Annotated in this window: 1 protein-coding gene; it reads left to right on the forward strand. The window is 55.8% G+C overall.

Annotation, left to right across the window (positions count from 1 at the left end; all coding sequences use genetic code 11):
* The first annotated feature begins 30 nt into the window (after positions 1–30).
* Positions 31–18,741, forward strand: a complete 18,711-nt coding sequence (locus WA407_RS25330) for a non-ribosomal peptide synthetase (RefSeq protein ID WP_336078664.1) — start codon at positions 31–33, stop codon at positions 18,739–18,741.
* Positions 18,742–19,993: the final 1,252 nt, after the last annotated feature.

The raw sequence follows: 19,993 nt of genomic DNA on the forward strand, positions 1-19,993 counted from the left end.
AAAGAATCTCTAAACCGGGAGTGTGTCGATGTGAGAGAGAATACCAACGAGCAATATGGATTAACGCAAGCCCAGCGCCGAATATGGTTCATGGAAATTATGAATCCGGGAACGTCCATCACGATGCTTTCTGCGACCTACCAGATTACGGGCGAGATCAACACACAGCTTCTGGAGCAAGCGGTGGCAGAGATCGTCAAAACCTATGACGTTTTCCGAATCCACATTAGCGGGGATTTGCAAAATCCAACGCAGTGGTTCGAAGAGCCGGAGAATGTCCAAGCTAGGATAAGCCGCCTCGAAATAGGCACAACCGAACAATTCTATGCTTGGGTGAAAGAAGTAAGCGAAAAACCGGCCAGCGTGTTCGACGAACACCTCTACCAATTTACAATTATCCATTTTGCGAACGGCCAAGTATGGCTCAATTTGACGGTAAATCATATTATCGCCGACGGCTTGTCCGTCAATGCTTTGCTGCATGCGGTGATGGAAAAATACCTGGAACTGCGCAAAGGCATCTCCAGCAGTTACCAGGCCCCTACCTATCTGGATTATATTTCCGCGGAGCGTGAATATGAGCAATCGCAGCGTTATCAAAAAGGCAAGGAATACTGGCTGACGAAGTACAACACTTTGCCTGAAACGACCGGCATTAAATCGTATCCGCCATTCTCGATCGGCAGCGAATCCAATAAACTGGCCATCACTTTGGACGGTTCCCGGTATGAACGCATTCTGGCCTTCAGCGAACAATATCAGGTCAGCTTATATACGTTATTTCTGTCCGCCATGTACGCCTTATTGTACAAGCTGACCGACAGCACCGATGTTCCGGTCGGCACGGTTTTCGCCAATCGCACCAGCAAGAAGGAAAAAGAAACGATCGGCATGTTCGTCAGCACCGTGGCTACGCGGATTCGTCTGAATCCAGACGGGCACGTGCTTTCCTTGATCCAAACGGTTTCCAAGGAAAATACGGCGGATCTGCGGTATCAGAAATACCCTTATAACCAATTGATCCAGGATTTACGCGAACAACACGGCCGCAACGATCTTTCGGGGCTGTTCCGCACGTCTCTGGAATATCTGCCTTTGAAAATCGTGGAGTACGAAGAAATCAAGGTACGCCTGGAGGCTCACTTCGCTAGGCACGAGATGGACGATTTGCTGCTGCGCTTCGACCATATGCTGAATGAAGGCCATGTAATTCTCCATGCTTCCTATCGTACCGGCCTGTTCGAGACGGCCGAGATTGATCGGATTATGGAACAGTATGTAACCGTTCTGGACCAGTTCCTTCAGACTCCCGAACTGCCGATACGCGAGATTTCTCTGCTGAGCGATGAGGAGAGACACCGCATTCTCAACGTTTTTAACCCGCCGATGGCAGGGCTGAGCGAGGGAGAAGCGTTTCATCGGTATGTTGAAAAGTTTGCCCGGGAAATTCCGGATCATCCGGCAGTCGTCTACATGGACAAACAGCTGACCTACGGCGAATTGAACGAACGCGCCGAGCGGCTGGCTTCTCTCCTTCGCGAACAGGGCGTGGGAAGGGAGACGATTACGGGAATCTGGGCGGAGCGTTCAGTGGAACTGCTGGTCGGGGTGCTCGCCGTTTGGAAAGCCGGCGGAGCCTATGTACCGCTGGACCCCGATTATCCGGCGGAGCGGATTGAGTACATGCTCAGCGATAGCGATGCATCGGTGCTGCTTACGCAGCGTCATCTGTTGGAGCGGGCCAGAGGTTGGTTGGCCGATGACCGGCTGAAGCTTCAAGCTGTCTATGCCATGGACGATGAACAGATTTATAACGGGGATGCCTTAGCCGTGGAATTTGAATCTGCCGGCAGCGCCCCGCAAGACTTGGCTTATGTGATTTACACCTCGGGTACGACGGGACGCCCGAAAGGCGTCATGATCGAGCACGGTAGTCTCGTGAATACGGCGGATGCGTACCGTCGCGAGTACCGGTTGGATCAGTTTCCGGTGCGGCTGCTGCAGCTGGCCAGCTTCTCGTTTGACGTGTTCGTCGGAGACATCGCGCGGACGCTGTATAACGGAGGCACGATGGTGATTGTGCCGAAGGATGACCGGATTGATCCAAACCTCTTATACGGCTGGATTCGGGACCAAAACATTACGGTATTCGAATCGACGCCTGCGCTCATCCTGCCGTTCATGCAGCATATTTATGAAGAAGGGCTGGACGTTAGTTCCATGCAGTTGCTGATTACCAGCTCGGATGCTTGCAGTGTCACCGATTACCGATTGCTGCAGGAAAGATTCGGCGGACAATTCCGCATCATCAACAGCTATGGCGTTACCGAAGCGGCCATTGACAGCAGCTTTTACGGTGAGCCGCTGGATAAGCTGCCGCCGTCGGGTCATGTGCCGATCGGCAAAGCTTGGCTGAACGCCCGGTTTTACATTGTCGATGCCGCGTTAAAGCCGGTTCCTGTAGGGGTTCCGGGCGAGCTTGTCATCGGCGGCGCCGGGGTGGCGCGCGGGTACTGGAACCGTCCGGACCTAACCGCCGAGAAGTTTGTGGACAGCCCGTTTGTGCCGGGCGAACGTCTGTATCGGACAGGCGATTTGGCCCGCTGGCTGGAAGACGGCAACGTCGACTTCATCGGCCGGATCGACTATCAAGTGAAAATTCGCGGGTTCCGGATCGAACTCGGCGAAATTGAAACGGCCCTGCTGCGTTTCCCGGGCGTCAAGCAGGCTGTGGTGACCGACCGTACGGATGAGCAGGGGCAAAAGTATTTGTGCGGCTACGTGGCGGCGGATGTTTCTTTGCAGCTGAGCGATCTGCTGTCCCAATTGAAGCAAGAGCTGCCGGCCCATATGGTCCCGGCCCGGCTGGTGTCTCTTGATAAGCTTCCGCTCACGCCGAACGGCAAAATTGACCGTAAAGCGCTGCCTGAACCGACCGGAGAGGTAGAAGCAGGCCGTGAGTATGTGGCTCCTCGCACAACGCTGGAAACAAGACTTGCTCTCATTTGGCAGCAGGTGCTGGGTATTGCGCGAGTTGGAGTCCAAGACGATTTCTTTGACTTGGGTGGTCATTCCTTGCGGGCCTCTACGCTTGTTTCCAAGATTAGGAAAGAGCTGCAAGTCGAGGTTTCGTTGCGGGAAGTTTTCCGTTACACCACGATCGAACAGCTAGCCCAAAGAATCGGCGGTTTAAGGCAGCAGGAGACGTATGAGATTACAAAGGCGGCTGAGGCCGAGTACTATCCGGTTTCATCCGAGCAAAAGCGTCTGTATGTCCTGCGCCAGCTTGACGGGGCCGAGCGCAGCTACAATATGTCGGCGGCGCTTCTTCTCGAAGGCAAGCTGGACCGCACGCGCGTCGAGCACGCGTTCCGGGCGCTGATTCAGCGCCATGAGACGCTGCGTACCGGGATCGAGCAGGTTCAAGGCGAGCTTGTCCAGCACATCTATGACGAGGTGGAGTTTGCTGTCGATTATTTCCAGGCGAGCGAGCGGGAAGTGGACCAAGTGGTGGAAGCTTACTATCACCCGTTTGATCTGACCAAGCCGCCACTTCTCCGCATCGGCCTGATCGAAGTCGCCGAGGATCGCCACATTCTGCTGTTCGATATGCACCATATCGTCTCGGACGGCATTTCGACAGCGCTGCTCTTCGACGAGTTCAGCCGCCTGTATCGGGGCGAGGAGCTGGCCCCGCTGCGCATTCAATACAAAGATTATGCCGTTTGGCAGCATTCCGAAGCTTATGGGCAGATGCTCCAGCCGCAGAAGGAGTATTGGCTGGAACAGCTGTCGGGCGAGCTGCCGGTCTTGGAGCTACCGACGGACTTCCCGCGGCCTGCGGTGCAAAGCTTTGACGGCCGAACCGTGAAGTTTTATATCGGGAAAGATCAGACGGAGAAGCTGAAAGAGCTGGCGGCACGGACAGGGACGACCCTGTACATGGTGCTGCTGTCGGCTTACACCATCCTTATGCATAAATATTCGGGTCAGGAAGATCTGATCGTAGGAACGCCGATTGCCGGAAGAACGCAGGAAGAAGTGCAGCCGATCGTAGGGATGTTTATCAACACGCTGGCCATTCGCAGCCGTCCGGAGCGTTCCAAGCCGTACCTTTCGTACCTGGAAGAAATCAAGGACATCACGCTCGGGGCTTTCGAACACCAAAATTATTTGTTTGAAGACTTGGTGGAAAGTCTTCACATTCCGCGCGCGACCGGACGGAATCCGCTCTTTGACACGTTCTTCGCCCTGCAAAATACGGAGAACGAGCAAATTGTCATCGAGGGGCTGGAGCAATCGTTTTATCCACTGGAAAACCAAACATCCAAGTTCGAGCTGCTCCTGGATATTTCGGAGCTGGACGGTCAGCTCGAATGCCGGTTGGAGTACGCTACGGCTTTGTATAAACAAGAGACCGCGGAGCGGTTCGCCAGACATTATGACAAGCTGCTCGAAACCATCGCAGCAGCGCCGGACGGGGATATTGCCTCGCTGGAAATGCTCACGGAGGAGGAAATCCGCGAGTTGGTGCGCGGTTTCAACGATTCGGAGGCGGACTACCCGCGGCAGCAGACGATTCACGGCTTGTTCGAAGAGCAGGCGGAGCTTTACCCGGACAACGTGGCCGCCGTCATGAACGAGCGGCAGCTGACCTACCGCGAGCTGAACGAGCGATCCAACCGCCTTGCGCGGAAGCTGCGGGAGACGGGAGTAGAAGCGGACCAGCTGGTAGCGATTCTGGCCGAACGCTCGCTCGATATGGTTGTCGGCATTCTGGCGATTCTCAAAGCGGGCGGAGCATACGTGCCTGTCGATCCCGACTACCCGGAGGAGCGCATCCGCTTCATGATCGAGGATTCGGGCGCGCCATTATTGCTGATTCAAAAGCATCTGCACGAGAAGACCGACTTCGCAGGAACACGCCTCGAATTGGACGATTTCGTTTGGGGCGACAGAGGGGCGGACTCCGCCGATGCGCTGGACGCTTCGAACCTGGAGCCGATTTCCGGGCCGGACAACCTGGCTTATGTCATCTACACGTCGGGAACGACCGGCAGACCGAAAGGAACGCTGATCGAGCATAAGAACGTCGTGCGCCTCCTGTTCAACGACAAGAACCTGTTCGACTTCGGGCCATCCGACACGTGGACGCTGTTCCACTCGTTCTGCTTCGATTTCTCCGTCTGGGAAATGTACGGAGCGCTGCTGTATGGAGGCAAGCTGGTCATCGTACCGCCACTCACGGCGAAAAATCCGGCCGATTTCCTGGCGCTGCTGGGCCGCGAACAGGTCACGATTTTGAACCAGACGCCAACGTACTTCTACCAGCTGCTACGTGAGGTCTTGGCGGACCATCCGTACGATCTGCGGATTCGCAACGTCATCTTCGGGGGCGAAGCGCTGAGTCCGCTGCTGCTCAAGGGCTTCAAGACGAAGTACCCGGAGACGAAGCTGATCAATATGTACGGCATTACCGAGACGACGGTTCACGTTACGTATAAGGAAATCACGTGGGTCGAAATGGAGGCGGCGAAGAGCAATATCGGCAAGCCGATCCCGACGCTGAGCGTGTACGTCCTTGATGAAAACCGCCGTCCTGTGCCGATCGGCGTAGCGGGCGAAATGTACGTGGCCGGGGAAGGCCTTGCGAGAGGATACCTGAACCGTCCGAATCTGACGGCGGAGAAGTTCGTCGATTCCCCGTTTGCGGAGGGGGAGAAACTGTACCGCTCGGGCGACTTGGCGGCTTGGCTGCCGGACGGCAACATCGAATACCTGGGCCGGATCGACCACCAGGTGAAAATCCGCGGCTACCGGATCGAGCTGGACGAAATCGAGACGCAGCTACTGAACGTTGAGGGCGTAGAAGAAGCGGTGGTGCTCGCCCGTCAGGACGGCGGGGGCGAGAAGGCGCTTGTCGCCTACTTTGTGGCGGACCGGACGCTGACGGTCAGCGAAATGAGAACCTCGCTGGCCCAGGAAATGCCGGGGTACATGATCCCGTCGTACTTCGTGCAGCTGGAGTGCATGCCGCTGACGTCCAACGGAAAAGTGGACCGCAAAGCGCTGCCGGAGCCGCAAGGCGGCTTGCAAACAGGCGTCGAATACGTAGCGCCGCGTAACCGGACGGAGTCCCAGCTTGTGAAGATCTGGGAGGAAGTGCTAGGCTACTCCGGTATTGGAGTCCTGGACAATTTCTTCGAGCTCGGAGGCCACTCCTTGCGGGCGACGAATCTTGTCAGCAAGATTCAGAAGGAAATGAACGTCGAACTTCCGCTGCGTGATGTGTTCCGCTATACGACGGTAGAGTCGATGGCCGGGGCTATTGCCAGCTTGGAAGAAACGCGGCACAGCTCGATTCCGAAAGCGGAAGAGAAAGCGTACTATCCGGTTTCCTCCGCGCAAAAAAGGCTGTACGTCCTGCACCAGCTGGATGGCTCGGAGCTGAATTACAACCTCCCAAGCGCCTTGCAATTGGGAGGGGCTTTGAACGAGGCCAAAGTGGAAAAGGCGCTGACTACTTTGGTGGCCCGGCACGATATGCTGCGCACCGGTTTTGAAATCGTGAATGGGGAGCCGGTTCAGCGTATTTATCCGCTCGTAGCTTTCAAGGTCGAGAAGTTTCAAGCAAGCGAAGATCAGGTTGCGGCCATTCTTGAAGGCTTCATTCAGCCTTTTGACTTGACCCAGCCGCCTTTGCTGCGCGCCCTGCTGATCGAACTGGAGAAAGAGAAATTCCTGCTCGCGCTGGATATTCATCATATTGGTTCCGACGGCCTTTCCATGGACGTGCTGCTGCGCGAATTCGTGCGGCTTTACAATGGGGAAGAATTGCCGGAGCTGCGGATTCAATACAAGGATTACGCCGTTTGGCAGCAATCCGAGGAGCAGCGCCAGCGCATCAAACGGCAGGGGGAATACTGGCGCGGGGTATTCAGCTCCGAGCTTCCGGTTCTTGAGCTGCCTCTCGACTTCTCCCGCCCGGCCGTCCAGCAGTTTGACGGTCAAACGCTCACGTTTACGCTGGATGCGGAGAAAAGCGAAGCTCTCAACCGGCTTGCCGGCGATTCGGGGGCGACGCTGTATATGCTTCTGCTGGCTGCGTACTCCGTATTGCTTCATAAATACGCGGGACAGGAAGATATAGTGGTCGGCACTCCGATTGCCGCCCGTTCTCACGCCGACCTGCAGCCGATTATCGGCATGTTCGTCAATACGCTGGCCCTTCGCTTGGGTCCGGCGGCGGAGCGGACGTTCCTGGATTACTTGCAGGAAGTGAAGGAAACGATGCTTGGAGCCTACGAGCACCAGGACTATCCGTTCGAGGAGCTGGTGGAAGCTCTTCAGGTGAGCCGGGATTTAAGCCGGAATCCTCTGTTTGACACCATGTTTTCTTTGCAAAAGCACGAAAGCTTGGATTTAACCCTGGAAGGCTTGCAATGGTCACTGTTCGACATCGAGGAAAAGACGGCAAAGTTTGATCTTAGCCTTGATATCGTGGAAGTCGATAACGTGCTGGTTTGCAAGATCGAGTACGCTACCTCGTTGTTTAGACAGGAAACGATGGTACGGCTGGCGGGTCATTACGAGCAGCTTTTGGCGTCGATCCTGGCTCAGCCGGGTGCGCGGATTTCCGATTTGGATATCTTGACGGACAGCGAAAAACATGATTTGCTGGTCGGGTTTGACGTGTCGTCTTCGGCTCTTGCGAAGCAACCCGCCGCAGAGGGTACAGGTTTGGAAGCGGATGAGTCGTGGGGAGAGAGAACGTTCCACGAGCTGTTCGAGGAGCAGGCGGAGCGCACTCCGGGAGCGCTGGCGGTTGTCTACGAAGACAGCAAGCTGACGTATGCGGAGCTGAACGCTAAAGCGAATCGTCTGGCGTATGCACTGCGGGCGCGCGGGGTGAAGCCGGAGCAGGTGGTCGGCATTCTGGCCGGCCGTTCGGCGGAGCTGTTGATCGGGGTGCTCGCCGTATGGAAAGCGGGCGGCGCTTATGTGCCGCTCGACCCGGACTATCCGGCGGAGCGGATTGAGTATATGCTCGCGGACAGCGGGGCGTCGGTGCTGCTCACACAGACCCGCCTGCTGGAGCAGGCGGAAGCTTGGCGCAGCGACGGAGCTCTAGTGCTGCAAACGGTGCTTGCGCTTGACGACGCCGCGACGTACAGCCTCGGAGCGGCGGAAGCGGCTGCTGCCGAAACGTCCGCCACGGCAGAAGCCGAGAAGAACGTACTAGCGGCGGATCTCGCATCGAATCCGGCGAATGTGAACAAGCCGCGCGATTTGGCTTACGTCATCTACACCTCCGGTACGACGGGCAAGCCGAAGGGCGTGATGATCGAGCACCGCAGCCTGGTGAACACGGCCGCGGGCTACCGGCGGGAATACGGGTTGGATCAGTTCCCAATCCGGCTGCTGCAGCTCGCAAGCTTCTCGTTCGACGTGTTCGTCGGCGACATTGCGCGGACGCTGTACAACGGCGGCACCATGGTCATCGTGCCGAAGGACGACCGGATTGATCCAACCCGCCTCTACGGCTGGATTCGCGACTACGCCGTGACGGTGTTCGAATCGACTCCGGCGCTGATCGTGCCGTTCATGGAGCATGTGCATGCCGAGGGTCTGGACCTCAGCTCGATGCAGCTGCTGCTCACAAGCTCGGATGCGTGCAGCGTAGCGGATTACCGCACCTTGCAGGAGCGCTTCGGCTCGCAGTTCCGTATTATTAACAGCTACGGCGTAACGGAAGCGGCGATTGACTCCAGCTTCTATGACGAGCCGCTGGAGAAGCTGCCGAAGACGGGCAGCGTGCCGATCGGGAAAGCGTGGCTGAACGCCAAGTTCTACATCGTGGATGCGAATCTGAAGCCGGTGCCGATCGGGGTGTTGGGCGAGCTGGTTATCGGCGGAGCGGGTGTGGCCCGCGGTTACTTGAACCGCCCGGATTTGACGGCGGAGAAATTCGTAGACAGCCCGTTCGCCGCTGGGGAGCGGCTGTACCGGACAGGCGACCTGGCGCGCTGGATGCCGGACGGCAACGTGGACTTCATCGGCCGGATCGACAACCAGGTGAAAATTCGCGGCTATCGGATCGAGCTTGGTGAGATTGAAGCGGCCATGAAAAATTTTGCCGGCGTGCGTCAAGCACTTGTCATCGACCGGACGGACGAGCGGGAGCAGAAATATTTGTGCGGGTATGTCGTAGCGGATTCCAGCTTCGATCTTGAAGGGCTTGTGGCCAATCTGGACACCGCGCTGCCTTCCCATATGGTGCCTTCGCGCATCATGCGCCTGGATCAAATGCCGCTTACGCCGAACGGGAAGATCGACCGTAAAGCGCTGCCTGTACCGGAAGGAAGCATTCGTGCCGAGGCTGCATACACGGCGCCTCGTACTCCTGCCGAGCAAGCACTTGCGTCGGTCTGGCAGTCGGTGCTGGGCGTGGATCAGGTCGGCACGATGGACAATTTCTTTGCGCTCGGCGGCGATTCGATCAAGGCCTTGCAGGTATCGTCCCGTCTTTTGCAAACGGGGTACAAGCTGGTCATGAAAGATTTGTTCCATTACCCGACGATTTCCGCCCTTAGTTTGCAGCTGCAAACGGCGGAGAGAACGGCAAGCCAGGCCGAAGTGACGGGAGAGGTCATCTTGACCCCGATTCAGCGCTGGTTCTTTGAACAAAATCAGGCCGACGTGCATCACAGCAACCAGGCGTTCATGCAGTTCTCCAAGCAAGGCTTTGACGAAGAAGCTTTACGCCAAGCGGTGCGTCAGCTTGTCGTGCATCACGATGCTCTCCGTACGGTTTACCGCCAAACCGAGAACGGCTATACCGCCTGGAACCGCGGCGCCGGGGAGAACGAAGCGCTGTTCGATCTGGAAGTTGTCGATTTCAAGGGAGTCGGCGACGTGAAGGAAGCGGTAGAGGCTAAGGCGAATGACATTCAAGCGAGCATCGATCTGGAAAACGGTCCGCTGGTGAAGCTCGGCTTGTTCCGCTGCGACGACGGCGACCACCTGCTCATCGCGATCCATCACTTGGTCGTAGACGGCGTATCCTGGCGGATTCTGCTTGAGGATTTTGCTGCCGGCTATGAGCAGGCGCTGCAAGGGCAGCCGATCCGTCTGCCGCTCAAAACGGATTCATTCCAAACGTGGGCGAAACAGCTCGCTGATTATGCGAACGGTCCGGCGATGGAAAGCGAGAGAGAGTATTGGCAGCATATCGAGCAATTGACCTATGAGCCGCTTCCGAAAGATTTTGAACAAGGCAGATCCAAGCTGAAGGACAGCGGGCTCGTGACCGTTCGCTGGACGGCGGAGGAAACCGAACAGCTGCTGAAGCAGGCACACCGTGCTTACCATACGGAAATGAACGATTTGCTGCTTGCCGCGCTTGGCCTCGCGGTACAAGCTTGGAGCGGTCGGGAACGTGTGCTGGTGAATCTCGAAGGCCACGGCCGGGAAGAGATTTTGCCGGATGTGGACATTACGCGCACGGTAGGTTGGTTTACAAGCCAATTCCCTGTCGTTCTGGAGCCGGGTCACGCCCAGGCGCTCGGTCATCAGGTGAAACAGGTTAAAGAAAGCTTGCGCCGCATTCCTAACAAAGGAATCGGCTACGGCATCCTGCGTTATTTGTCGGCGCCGCGTGACGGCGAGCGTTTCGCTTTGGAGCCGGAGATCAGCTTTAACTATTTGGGTCAGTTCGACCAGGATTACGAAAGCAGCGGCTCGAGGCCGTCTCCGTTCAGCCCGGGCTCCGATTCAAGCCCGAATGCAGTGATGGATTATGTCCTCGATATCAACGGTATGGTGTCGGAAGGAGTGCAGGAACTCACGATCCGTTATGGGGAAACCCAGTATAAACGGGAAACGGTAGAGCGCCTGGGCACCCTGCTTCATTCGAGCTTGCGTGAAGTCATCAGCCATTGCGTATCGAAAGAGCGACCGGAGCTTACGCCTAGCGACGTACTGCTTCAAGATGTGATGTTGGAGGAACTGGAGCGGCTGGCCGAACATACGGCGTCGCTCGGCGAACTGGAGAATGTATACACCCTGACTCCGCTGCAAAAAGGGATGTTGTTCCACAGCCTGCTGGATGTCGATTCGGAAGCTTACTTCGAACAGGTGACCTTCGATCTGTACGGAAGCCTGAATGTCGAAGCCTTCACCCAAGGATTGGATACGCTGGTGCAGCGGAATGAGGCGCTGCGGACCAACTTTATTACCGGCTGGAGAGACGAGCCAATTCAAGTGGTATTCCGCGAGCGGAAGTGTGAAGTGTACTTTGAAGATATTCGCTCGGTAAGCGATGAAGACCCGGAGAAGACGATAGCCGATTTCGTCAGCGCGGATAAAGCGAACAAGTTCGATTTGGCCCGAGGCTCTCTTATGCGCGTGACAGTTTTGCGCACGGGCGACGAGTCCTACCATGTGATCTGGAGTCACCATCACATTTTGATGGACGGCTGGTGCATGTCCTTCATGATCAAGGAAGTGTTCGACACCTACTTCGCGTTCCAAGAGAAGCGGACGCTGGAGCTTCCTCCGGTTACCTCGTACTCCCGGTATATCGAATGGCTGGAAGCTCAAGATGCCGCGAAAGCTTCGCGTTACTGGTCCGAGTATTTGGCGGGTTACGATCAGCAGACCAAGCTGCCCCAGGAGAAAACGCAGCTGAAGCAGGGCGCTTTTGAAGCAGCTGAAATCGATGTGGAACTCAGCAAGGAACTGACCGGGCAAATCGAGCGGGTGGCGCGCCAGCAGCAGGTGACGCTCAATACGTTCATGCAGACCGTATGGGGACTGGTTCTGCAGGTATACAACAACAGCGAGGATGTCGTATTCGGCTCCGTCGTATCCGGGCGTCCGGCAGAAATTCCGGGCATCGAAAGCATGATCGGCCTGTTTATTAATACGATCCCGGTCCGTATTCAAGGCAAAGCCGAGGAGACGGTAGCCGATATCTTGAGAAAAACCCAGGATCAAGCGCTGGCATCGGGAGCTTACGAAACGTTCCCGCTGTTCGAAATTCAGTCGCTGAGCGAGCAAAAGCGCGACTTGATCAACCATATCATGGTCTTTGAAAATTATCCGATGGAAGAACAGATTGAACAGGTCGTCGGCGGAGACAAAGAAGCGCTGAAAATCGCTAATATCCAGTCGCCGGAGCAAACGAACTACGACCTGGACATTACCGTCATTCCGGAAGAGCATATTTTACTGCGGTTTACGTACAATGGGCTGACGTTCAGAGAGGAAGACATCAGGCTGATCCACGGTCATTTTGCCCGGGCACTGGAGAAGGTTGCGACTAATCCGAACATCCGCGTGAATCAGTTGGAGCTTTTGACGGCGGCGGAAAAAGAGCAAATTCTTGGCGCGTTTAACCCGGTGCAGCCGGAAGCGGCTCCTGTGGCCGCGTTTCACCGGCTGTTCGAGGAACAGGCGGAACGCACGCCGGAAGCGGCAGCTGTCGTGTACGAGAATGACCGGCTGACGTATGCGGAGCTGAACGAGCGGGCGAATCGCTTGGCGGCCACGCTGCGCGCAAGCGGCATCGGCCGGGAGACGATCGTCGGCATTCTCGCCGAGCGTTCGGTGGACTTGCTGGTAGCCGTGCTGGCCGTCTGGAAAGCGGGCGGGGCGTATGTGCCGCTCGACCCGGATTACCCGGCGGAGCGCGTGCGGTTCATGCTCGAAGACAGCGGAGCGAAGGTGCTGTTGACGCAAACGCCGCTGCGAGAGCGTGCCGAAGCCTGGCTCGGCGAAGAGGAGTTGGCGCTGGCGGCGGTGCTGTACCTCGACGACGAAACTTCGTACAGGGAGGAGCGGACGAATGCCGACAGCTTCCATGAAGCCCGTCCGGAGGATCTGGCGTACGTGATCTATACGTCGGGAACGACGGGCAAGCCGAAGGGCGTGATGATCGAGCACCGCAGCCTGGTGAATACGGCGGCGGGCTACCGGCGGGAATACCGGTTGGATCAGTTCCCGGTGCGGCTGCTGCAGCTCGCAAGCTTCTCGTTCGACGTGTTCGTGGGAGATATCGCGCGGACGCTGTACAACGGAGGCACGATGGTGATTGTGCCGAAGGACGACCGGATCGATCCGTCTCGTCTGCACCACTGGATGGAGCGGGAGCGGGTCACCATCTTCGAATCGACGCCGGCGCTGATCGTGCCGTTCCTGGAGTACGTGCACGAGCAGGGGCTGGATATGAGCTGGATGGAGCTGTTGATCACGAGCTCGGACAGCTGCAGCGTGGCGGATTACCGGACCTTGCAGGAACGCTTCGGCTCGTTGTTCCGGATCATCAACGCATACGGTGTGACGGAAGCGGCGATCGACTCCAGTTTCTACGACGAGGAGCTGGCGAAGCTGCCGCAGACAGGCCATGTGCCGATCGGCAAAGCGTGGCTGAATGCGAAATTCTACATCGTGGATGCGCATCTGAACCCGGTGCCGGTCGGGGTGCTGGGCGAGCTGGTCATCGGCGGAGTCGGAGTGGCGCGCGGGTACTTGAACCGTCCGGAGCTGACGGAAGAGAAGTTCGTAGACAGCCCGTTCGCCGCGGGCGAACGGCTGTACCGCACGGGAGACTTGGCGCGGTGGATGGAGGACGGGAACGTGGACTTCATCGGCCGGATCGACAACCAGGCGAAAATCCGGGGGTACCGGATTGAGACGGGCGAAGTCGAAGCGAAGCTGCTGAGTGTAGGTGGCGTGAAGGAAGCGGTCGTCGTCGTCAGGGAAGATCAAGAAGGTCAGAAAGCTTTGTGCGCTTATTATACAGCGGAAGAAGGCTTGACGGCGGCGGACCTGAAGCGGGCGATTGCCAGCGAGCTGCCGGGGTACATGATCCCGTCGTACTTCGTGGAGCTGGAGCGCCTGCCTCTGACGCCGAACGGAAAGATCGACCGGAAGGCGCTGCCGGCACCGGAAGGGGGAGCAAGCGCAAGCCGCGAATACGTGGAGCCGCGCACCGAACTTGAGGCGAAGCTGGCCGCCATTTGGCAGGATGTGCTTGTTCGGGAGAAGGCGGTAGGCGTAACGGACAACTTCTTCGACCTCGGCGGACACTCCCTGCGGGCGACGACGCTTGTCAGCAAAATGCATAAGGAGCTAGGCGTTGAATTCCCGCTTCGCGACGTATTCCGCTACTCGACGGTTGAGGAAATGGCCGCGGCTATGGAGCGGCTGGAGATCGGCTCGTTCACGGCTATTCCGGCTACGGAACCTAGCGAGTATTATCCGCTCTCTTCCGCTCAGAAACGTCTCTATATCTTGAACCAGCTGGAAGGCGCCGAGCTGAGCTACAACATACCGGGAGCTATGCTGCTCGAAGGGGAGCTCGACCGGCAGCGGTTTGAAGAAGCGTTCCGCGGGCTCGTAGCTCGTCATGAAACGCTGCGTGCCGGCTTTGAGATGGTAAAAGGCGAAGCGGTTCAGCGGATTTACGAAGAAGCCGCCTTCCAGGTGGAATATGTGCAGATCAGCGGGGAGCAGGCGGAAGAAACGGTGCGCCAATTCGTTCGTCCGTTTGATCTAGCGAAGCCGCCACTTCTGCGGGTAGGCCTTGCCGAACTGGCGCCGGACCGGCACATTCTAATGTTCGATACGCATCATATCGTATCTGACGGCGTTTCGATTGACGTACTGATCGAAGAGTTCGTCCGCTTGTACAGCGGGGAGCAGTTGGAGCCGCTCCGCATCCAGTACAAAGATTATGCGGTATGGCAGCAATCGGACGAGCAGAAAGCTCAGCTTGCCAAGCAGGAAGCCTACTGGCTCGACATGTTCCGCGGAGAGCTGCCGGTTTTGGAATTGCCGACGGACTATCCGCGCCCGGCTATGCAGAGCTACGAGGGCCGTACGCTGCAATTGTTTATGCATAGCGAGAAAAGCGAGAGTCTGAAACGGCTTGCAGCCGAGAACGGCGCAACACTTTACATGGTTCTGCTTGCTGGTTATACAATATTATTGCATAAATATACAGGGCAAGAAGACGTGGTGGTGGGTACGCCGATTGCGGGAAGAAATCACAGCGACGTTCAGCCGCTGATCGGGATGTTCGTCAATACCCTGGCCATCCGCAGTTATCCGGCTGCCGGTAAGACGTTCCTTGACTACTTGAAGGAAATCAAGGAGACGACACTGGGCGCTTTTGAACATCAGAATTATCCGTTTGAGGAACTGGTGGATAAGGTGAACGTGGCTCGCGATTTAAGCCGCAATCCGCTGTTCGATACGATGTTTGCTTTGCAGAATACAGAGAATTTGGAAATCCAGCTTCCCGGACTCCATTTGTCGACGTATGCCAGCGAAGAAATTGTTTCTAAATTCGATCTCAGCTTGGACGTCACGGAGATCGAGGAAGGCTTGGAATATCTGTTTGAATACGCCACTGCTCTTTATAAAACCGAAACGGTGGAGAAATTGGCCGCACACTACTTGCAGCTGCTTGAATCCATTCTCCGCAACCCGTCGGCGACTATTGCCGAGCTGGGTATTTTGACACCGGCGGAAAAAGAGCAAATTCTCGGCGCGTTTAACCCGGCGCAGCCGGAAGCAGCTCCTGCGGCCGCGTTCCACCGGCTGTTTGAGGAACAGGCGGAGCGCACGCCGGAAGAGGCGGCCGTCGTGTACGAGAACGACCGGCTGACGTATGCGGATCTGAACGAGCGGGCGAACCGCTTGGCGGCTACGCTGCGCGCAAGCGGCATCGGCCGGGAGACGATCGTCGGCATTCTCGCCGAGCGTTCGGTGGACTTGCTGGTGGCCGTGCTGGCTGTCTGGAAAGCGGGCGGGGCGTATGTGCCCCTCGACCCGGATTACCCGGCGGAGCGCGTGCGGTTCATGCTCGAAGATAGCGGAGCGAAGGTACTGCTGACGCAAACGGCGCTGCGAGAGCGCGCCGAAGCCTGGCTCGGCGAAGAGGAGCTGGCGCTGGCGGCGGTGCTGTACCTCGACGACGAAACTTCGTACAGCGAGGAGCGGACGAATGCCGACAGCTTCCATGAAGCCCGTCCGGAGGACCTGGCGTACGTGATCTACACGTCGGGAACGACGGGCAAGCCGAAGGGCGTGATGATCGAGCACCGCAGCCTGGTGAATACGGCGGCGGGCTACCGGCGGGAATACCAGTTGGATCAGTTCCCGGTGCGCCTACTGCAGCTCGCAAGCTTCTCGTTTGACGTGTTCGTGGGAGATATCGCGCGGACGCTGTACAACGGAGGCACGATGGTGATTGTGCCGAAGGACGACCGGATCGATCCGTCACGTCTGCACCACTGGATGGAGCGGGAGCGGGTCACCATCTTCGAATCGACGCCGGCGCTGATCGTGCCGTTCCTGGATTACGTGCACGAGCAGCAACTGGATATGAACTGGATGGAGCTGTTGATCACGAGCTCGGACAGCTGCAGCGTGGCGGATTACCGAACCTTGCAGGAACGCTTCGGCTCGTTGTTCCGGATCATCAACGCATACGGTGTGACGGAAGCGGCGATCGACTCCAGTTTCTACGACGAGGAGCTGGCGAAGCTGCCGCAGACAGGCAATGTGCCGATCGGCAAAGCGTGGCTGAATGCGAAATTCTACATCGTGGATGCGCATCTGAACCCGGTGCCGGTCGGGGTGCTGGGCGAGCTGGTCATCGGCGGAGTCGGAGTGGCGCGCGGGTACTTGAACCGTCCGGAGCTGACAGAAGAGAAGTTCGTAGACAGTCCGTTCGCCGCGGGCGAGCGGCTGTACCGCACGGGAGACTTGGCGCGGTGGATGGAAGACGGCAACGTGGACTTCATCGGCCGGATCGACAACCAGGCGAAAATCCGGGGCTACCGGATCGAGACGGGCGAGATCGAGTCGCAACTGCTGCGGGTGGAAGGCGTGCGCGAAGCGGTGGTGCTGGTTCGAAGTGATGCGAACGGGCAGAAAGCGCTGTGCGCGTACTACACAACGGATGGCGAACTGACGGCGGCTGACCTGAAACGGGCGATTGCCAGCGAGCTGCCGGGTTACATGATCCCGTCGTACTTCGTCGAGCTGGAGCGCCTGCCTCTGACGCCGAACGGGAAAATCGACCGGAAGGCGCTGCCGGCGCCGGAAGGGGGAGCAAGCGCAGGCCGCGAATACGTGGCGCCGCGCACCGAACTGGAGGCGAAACTGGTCGCCATCTGGCAGGACGTGCTTGGACCGGTCACGATTGGCGTGACGGACAACTTCTTCGACCTCGGCGGGCACTCCCTGCGGGCGACGACGCTGGTCAGCAAGGTGCACAAGGAGCTGAGCGTGGACCTGCCGCTGCGCGATGTGTTCCGGCACTCGACCATCGAAGCGATGGCCGAAGCGATCAGCCAATTGGAACGGCAGGAACACCTCTCCATTCCGGTTCTGGATAAGAGGGATTACTATCCGCTTTCCTCCGTGCAAAAACGGCTGTACATCCAGCAGCAGATGGAAGGCGCCGAGCTTAGCTACAACATGTCCGGCATGACGGTTCTCGTCGGGCGCTTGGAACGGAATCAATTCGAGGCGGCGCTCAAAGGATTGATAGCTCGTCACGAAATTTTGCGAACCGGCTTCGAAATGGTCGACGGCGAACCGGTACAACGGATTTATCAGGACTTGAAGTTTGCCGTCGAGTATACGAAAGCGACGGAAAGTGAAACGAAGAGCATCGTAGACGGCTTTGTGCGCGTCTTTGATTTGGAGCGGCCGCCGCTGCTGCGTGTGGGCTTAGTCGAATGGGAAGCGGAACGGCATCTGCTCATGCTGGACATCCATCATATCGTCACGGATGGCATGTCGATGGGCATCTTCGTCGAAGAGCTGCTGCGCCTGTATAACGGCGAGACTCTGGAACCGCTTCGGATTCAATACAAGGAATTCGCCGCTTGGCAGCAGTCCGAACCTGTAAAAGAGCGGCTGAAACGTCAGGAAGCCTACTGGCTGGACGTGCTGGAAGGCGAACTGCCGACGCTTGAACTGCCTACGGACTTTGTCAGACCTGCCGCTCGCAGCTTTGAGGGAGATGTGCTGCCTTTCAGCATCGACAAGCAGATGACCGACAGCTTGCAGCGCATCGCCGATGAGAACGGTGCCACCCTTTATATGGTGTTATTGGCGGCCTATTCAATCCTGCTCAGCAAGTACTCAGGACAAGAAGACTTCATTGTAGGCATACCGGTTTCGGGCCGCACACATGCCGACCTGGAGCCACTCATCGGAATGTTTGTCAACACTTTGGCGATTCGCCATTATCCGTCCGGGGAGCAGATGTTCCTCGCTTACTTGAACGAAGTCAAAGAAACGATGCTGGGGGCCTACGACCACCAGGATTATCCGTTCGAGGAGCTTGTGAAAAAGCTGCAGGCGCCGCGAGATCAAAGCCGCAATCCTGTATTCGATGTCATGTTTGTTCTGGAAACCAAGGAAGATAACGTTCAAAGCTTCGGGGATATCGAGATCGAATCTTATCCGGAAACTCATACGGTTTCCCAATTTGATCTTACCTTGGTCATTTCGTTGCTGGATGAGGGAATGAACGGGCAGTTTGAATATGCCACCAAGTTGTTTACGCGCAATCTGATCGACAATTTCGCTCAGGACCTGCTCGTGATCATCACCCAAATTTGCGAACAGCCTTCGGTGCTGTTGAAGGATATTTCCTTGAACGGGCAATCCGAACAGGAGCAAGATGTGCTAGAGGCCATTGATATTATTTTCTAATCCCTTACCCGGCTTGGGTGTATGCCGTATTTCTCTCGGTACGCATCCTGCCGGGTGTTTTTTTCCAAATGAAAGGGAAAAACCCACCACAGGAATCTGACGTCAAGTGCCGCTGAGTAACTATTTCAATATTGGAAAATCGACAAAACACAACAGAAATCGTAGTTTACCTTTGGTATACTAAGAATCAAACCATTCCATAAGTTCACTATTTAAAGAATGAAGTAAAATCAAGCTATCATTCAAACAAAAAAAGAGAATTAATAACTAGCTAGAGATATAATGGCACAGTACTTCTTGAACTCTCACGAACTACAGGGCGGTTAGTTCAAATATATGGACAATGGACTAAAGATGGACAGATTATTAGAGATAATTCTTTGAAAAAGAAAATTGATCATTTAAGCACGTTATGTGCGACATTCAGTATATTGAGGAAATGGTTATGAGAATTTTATTATCGTAATAGTACAAGTTTCCAACTTTCTTTTTACGGTAATTTGTGGTGGTTTCAGACTTTTTATTTTTCGCGTTTATCACCTAACACTTTTTTCCATTATAAATACAACACCATTCTTAATTTGAAATATTACCTACAAGAAAATACAGTACCTTAACTCAAACAGTCTCAATGGAAAGTTTTTATATCGGGACTGTTTTTATTTTTTTATAGATAAGTAGGTGGAACAATGAAGATATAGGGGGAAAAATAAAGAGTATTCGGAAAACGAATAAACTCAATCGAATTCAGTTCTCACAGATTATTGGCGTATCGCAAGGGACTGTATTGGTAGTTCAACAAGTGCAAGCACAGTCTACCGGACAACTGGAACGGAGGAACGCAATGTACTCGGCGTACCTTAAAATTCTTAACGAAAATTTATGAGTAATCTATGCATATAGTTCTAAAGAAAGTTTAAAAAATGGGGAATTGAAATAAGAGGTTTAGGAAGCAGAGCTTCTCCGCTGTACTTTTTATGCAAATAGCTATGTATTCAAAATTTCTCAGTCGCTTTGGCAAAGAAATGATGTCGCGAATTGGATTTCAGATCAGGAAATTATGCTTCTTTTCTTTATGTCCGGAACATGGCTGAATCAATGCATCATCAAAAAAACAGCCCCTACTGAACTGCACCCCATTTGTTAGACACGACTAACAATGGAGGTGCAGTTTTTTTGCCTAAATTCAGTTTAGATGAGAAATTGGAGGCCATTCGTAGGTATCAGCGTGGTACTGAGGGAGTCAAAAGCA

It is taken from the genome of Paenibacillus sp. 203, assembly GCF_037027525.1.
GTDB lineage: Bacteria > Bacillota > Bacilli > Paenibacillales > Paenibacillaceae > Paenibacillus > Paenibacillus polymyxa_B.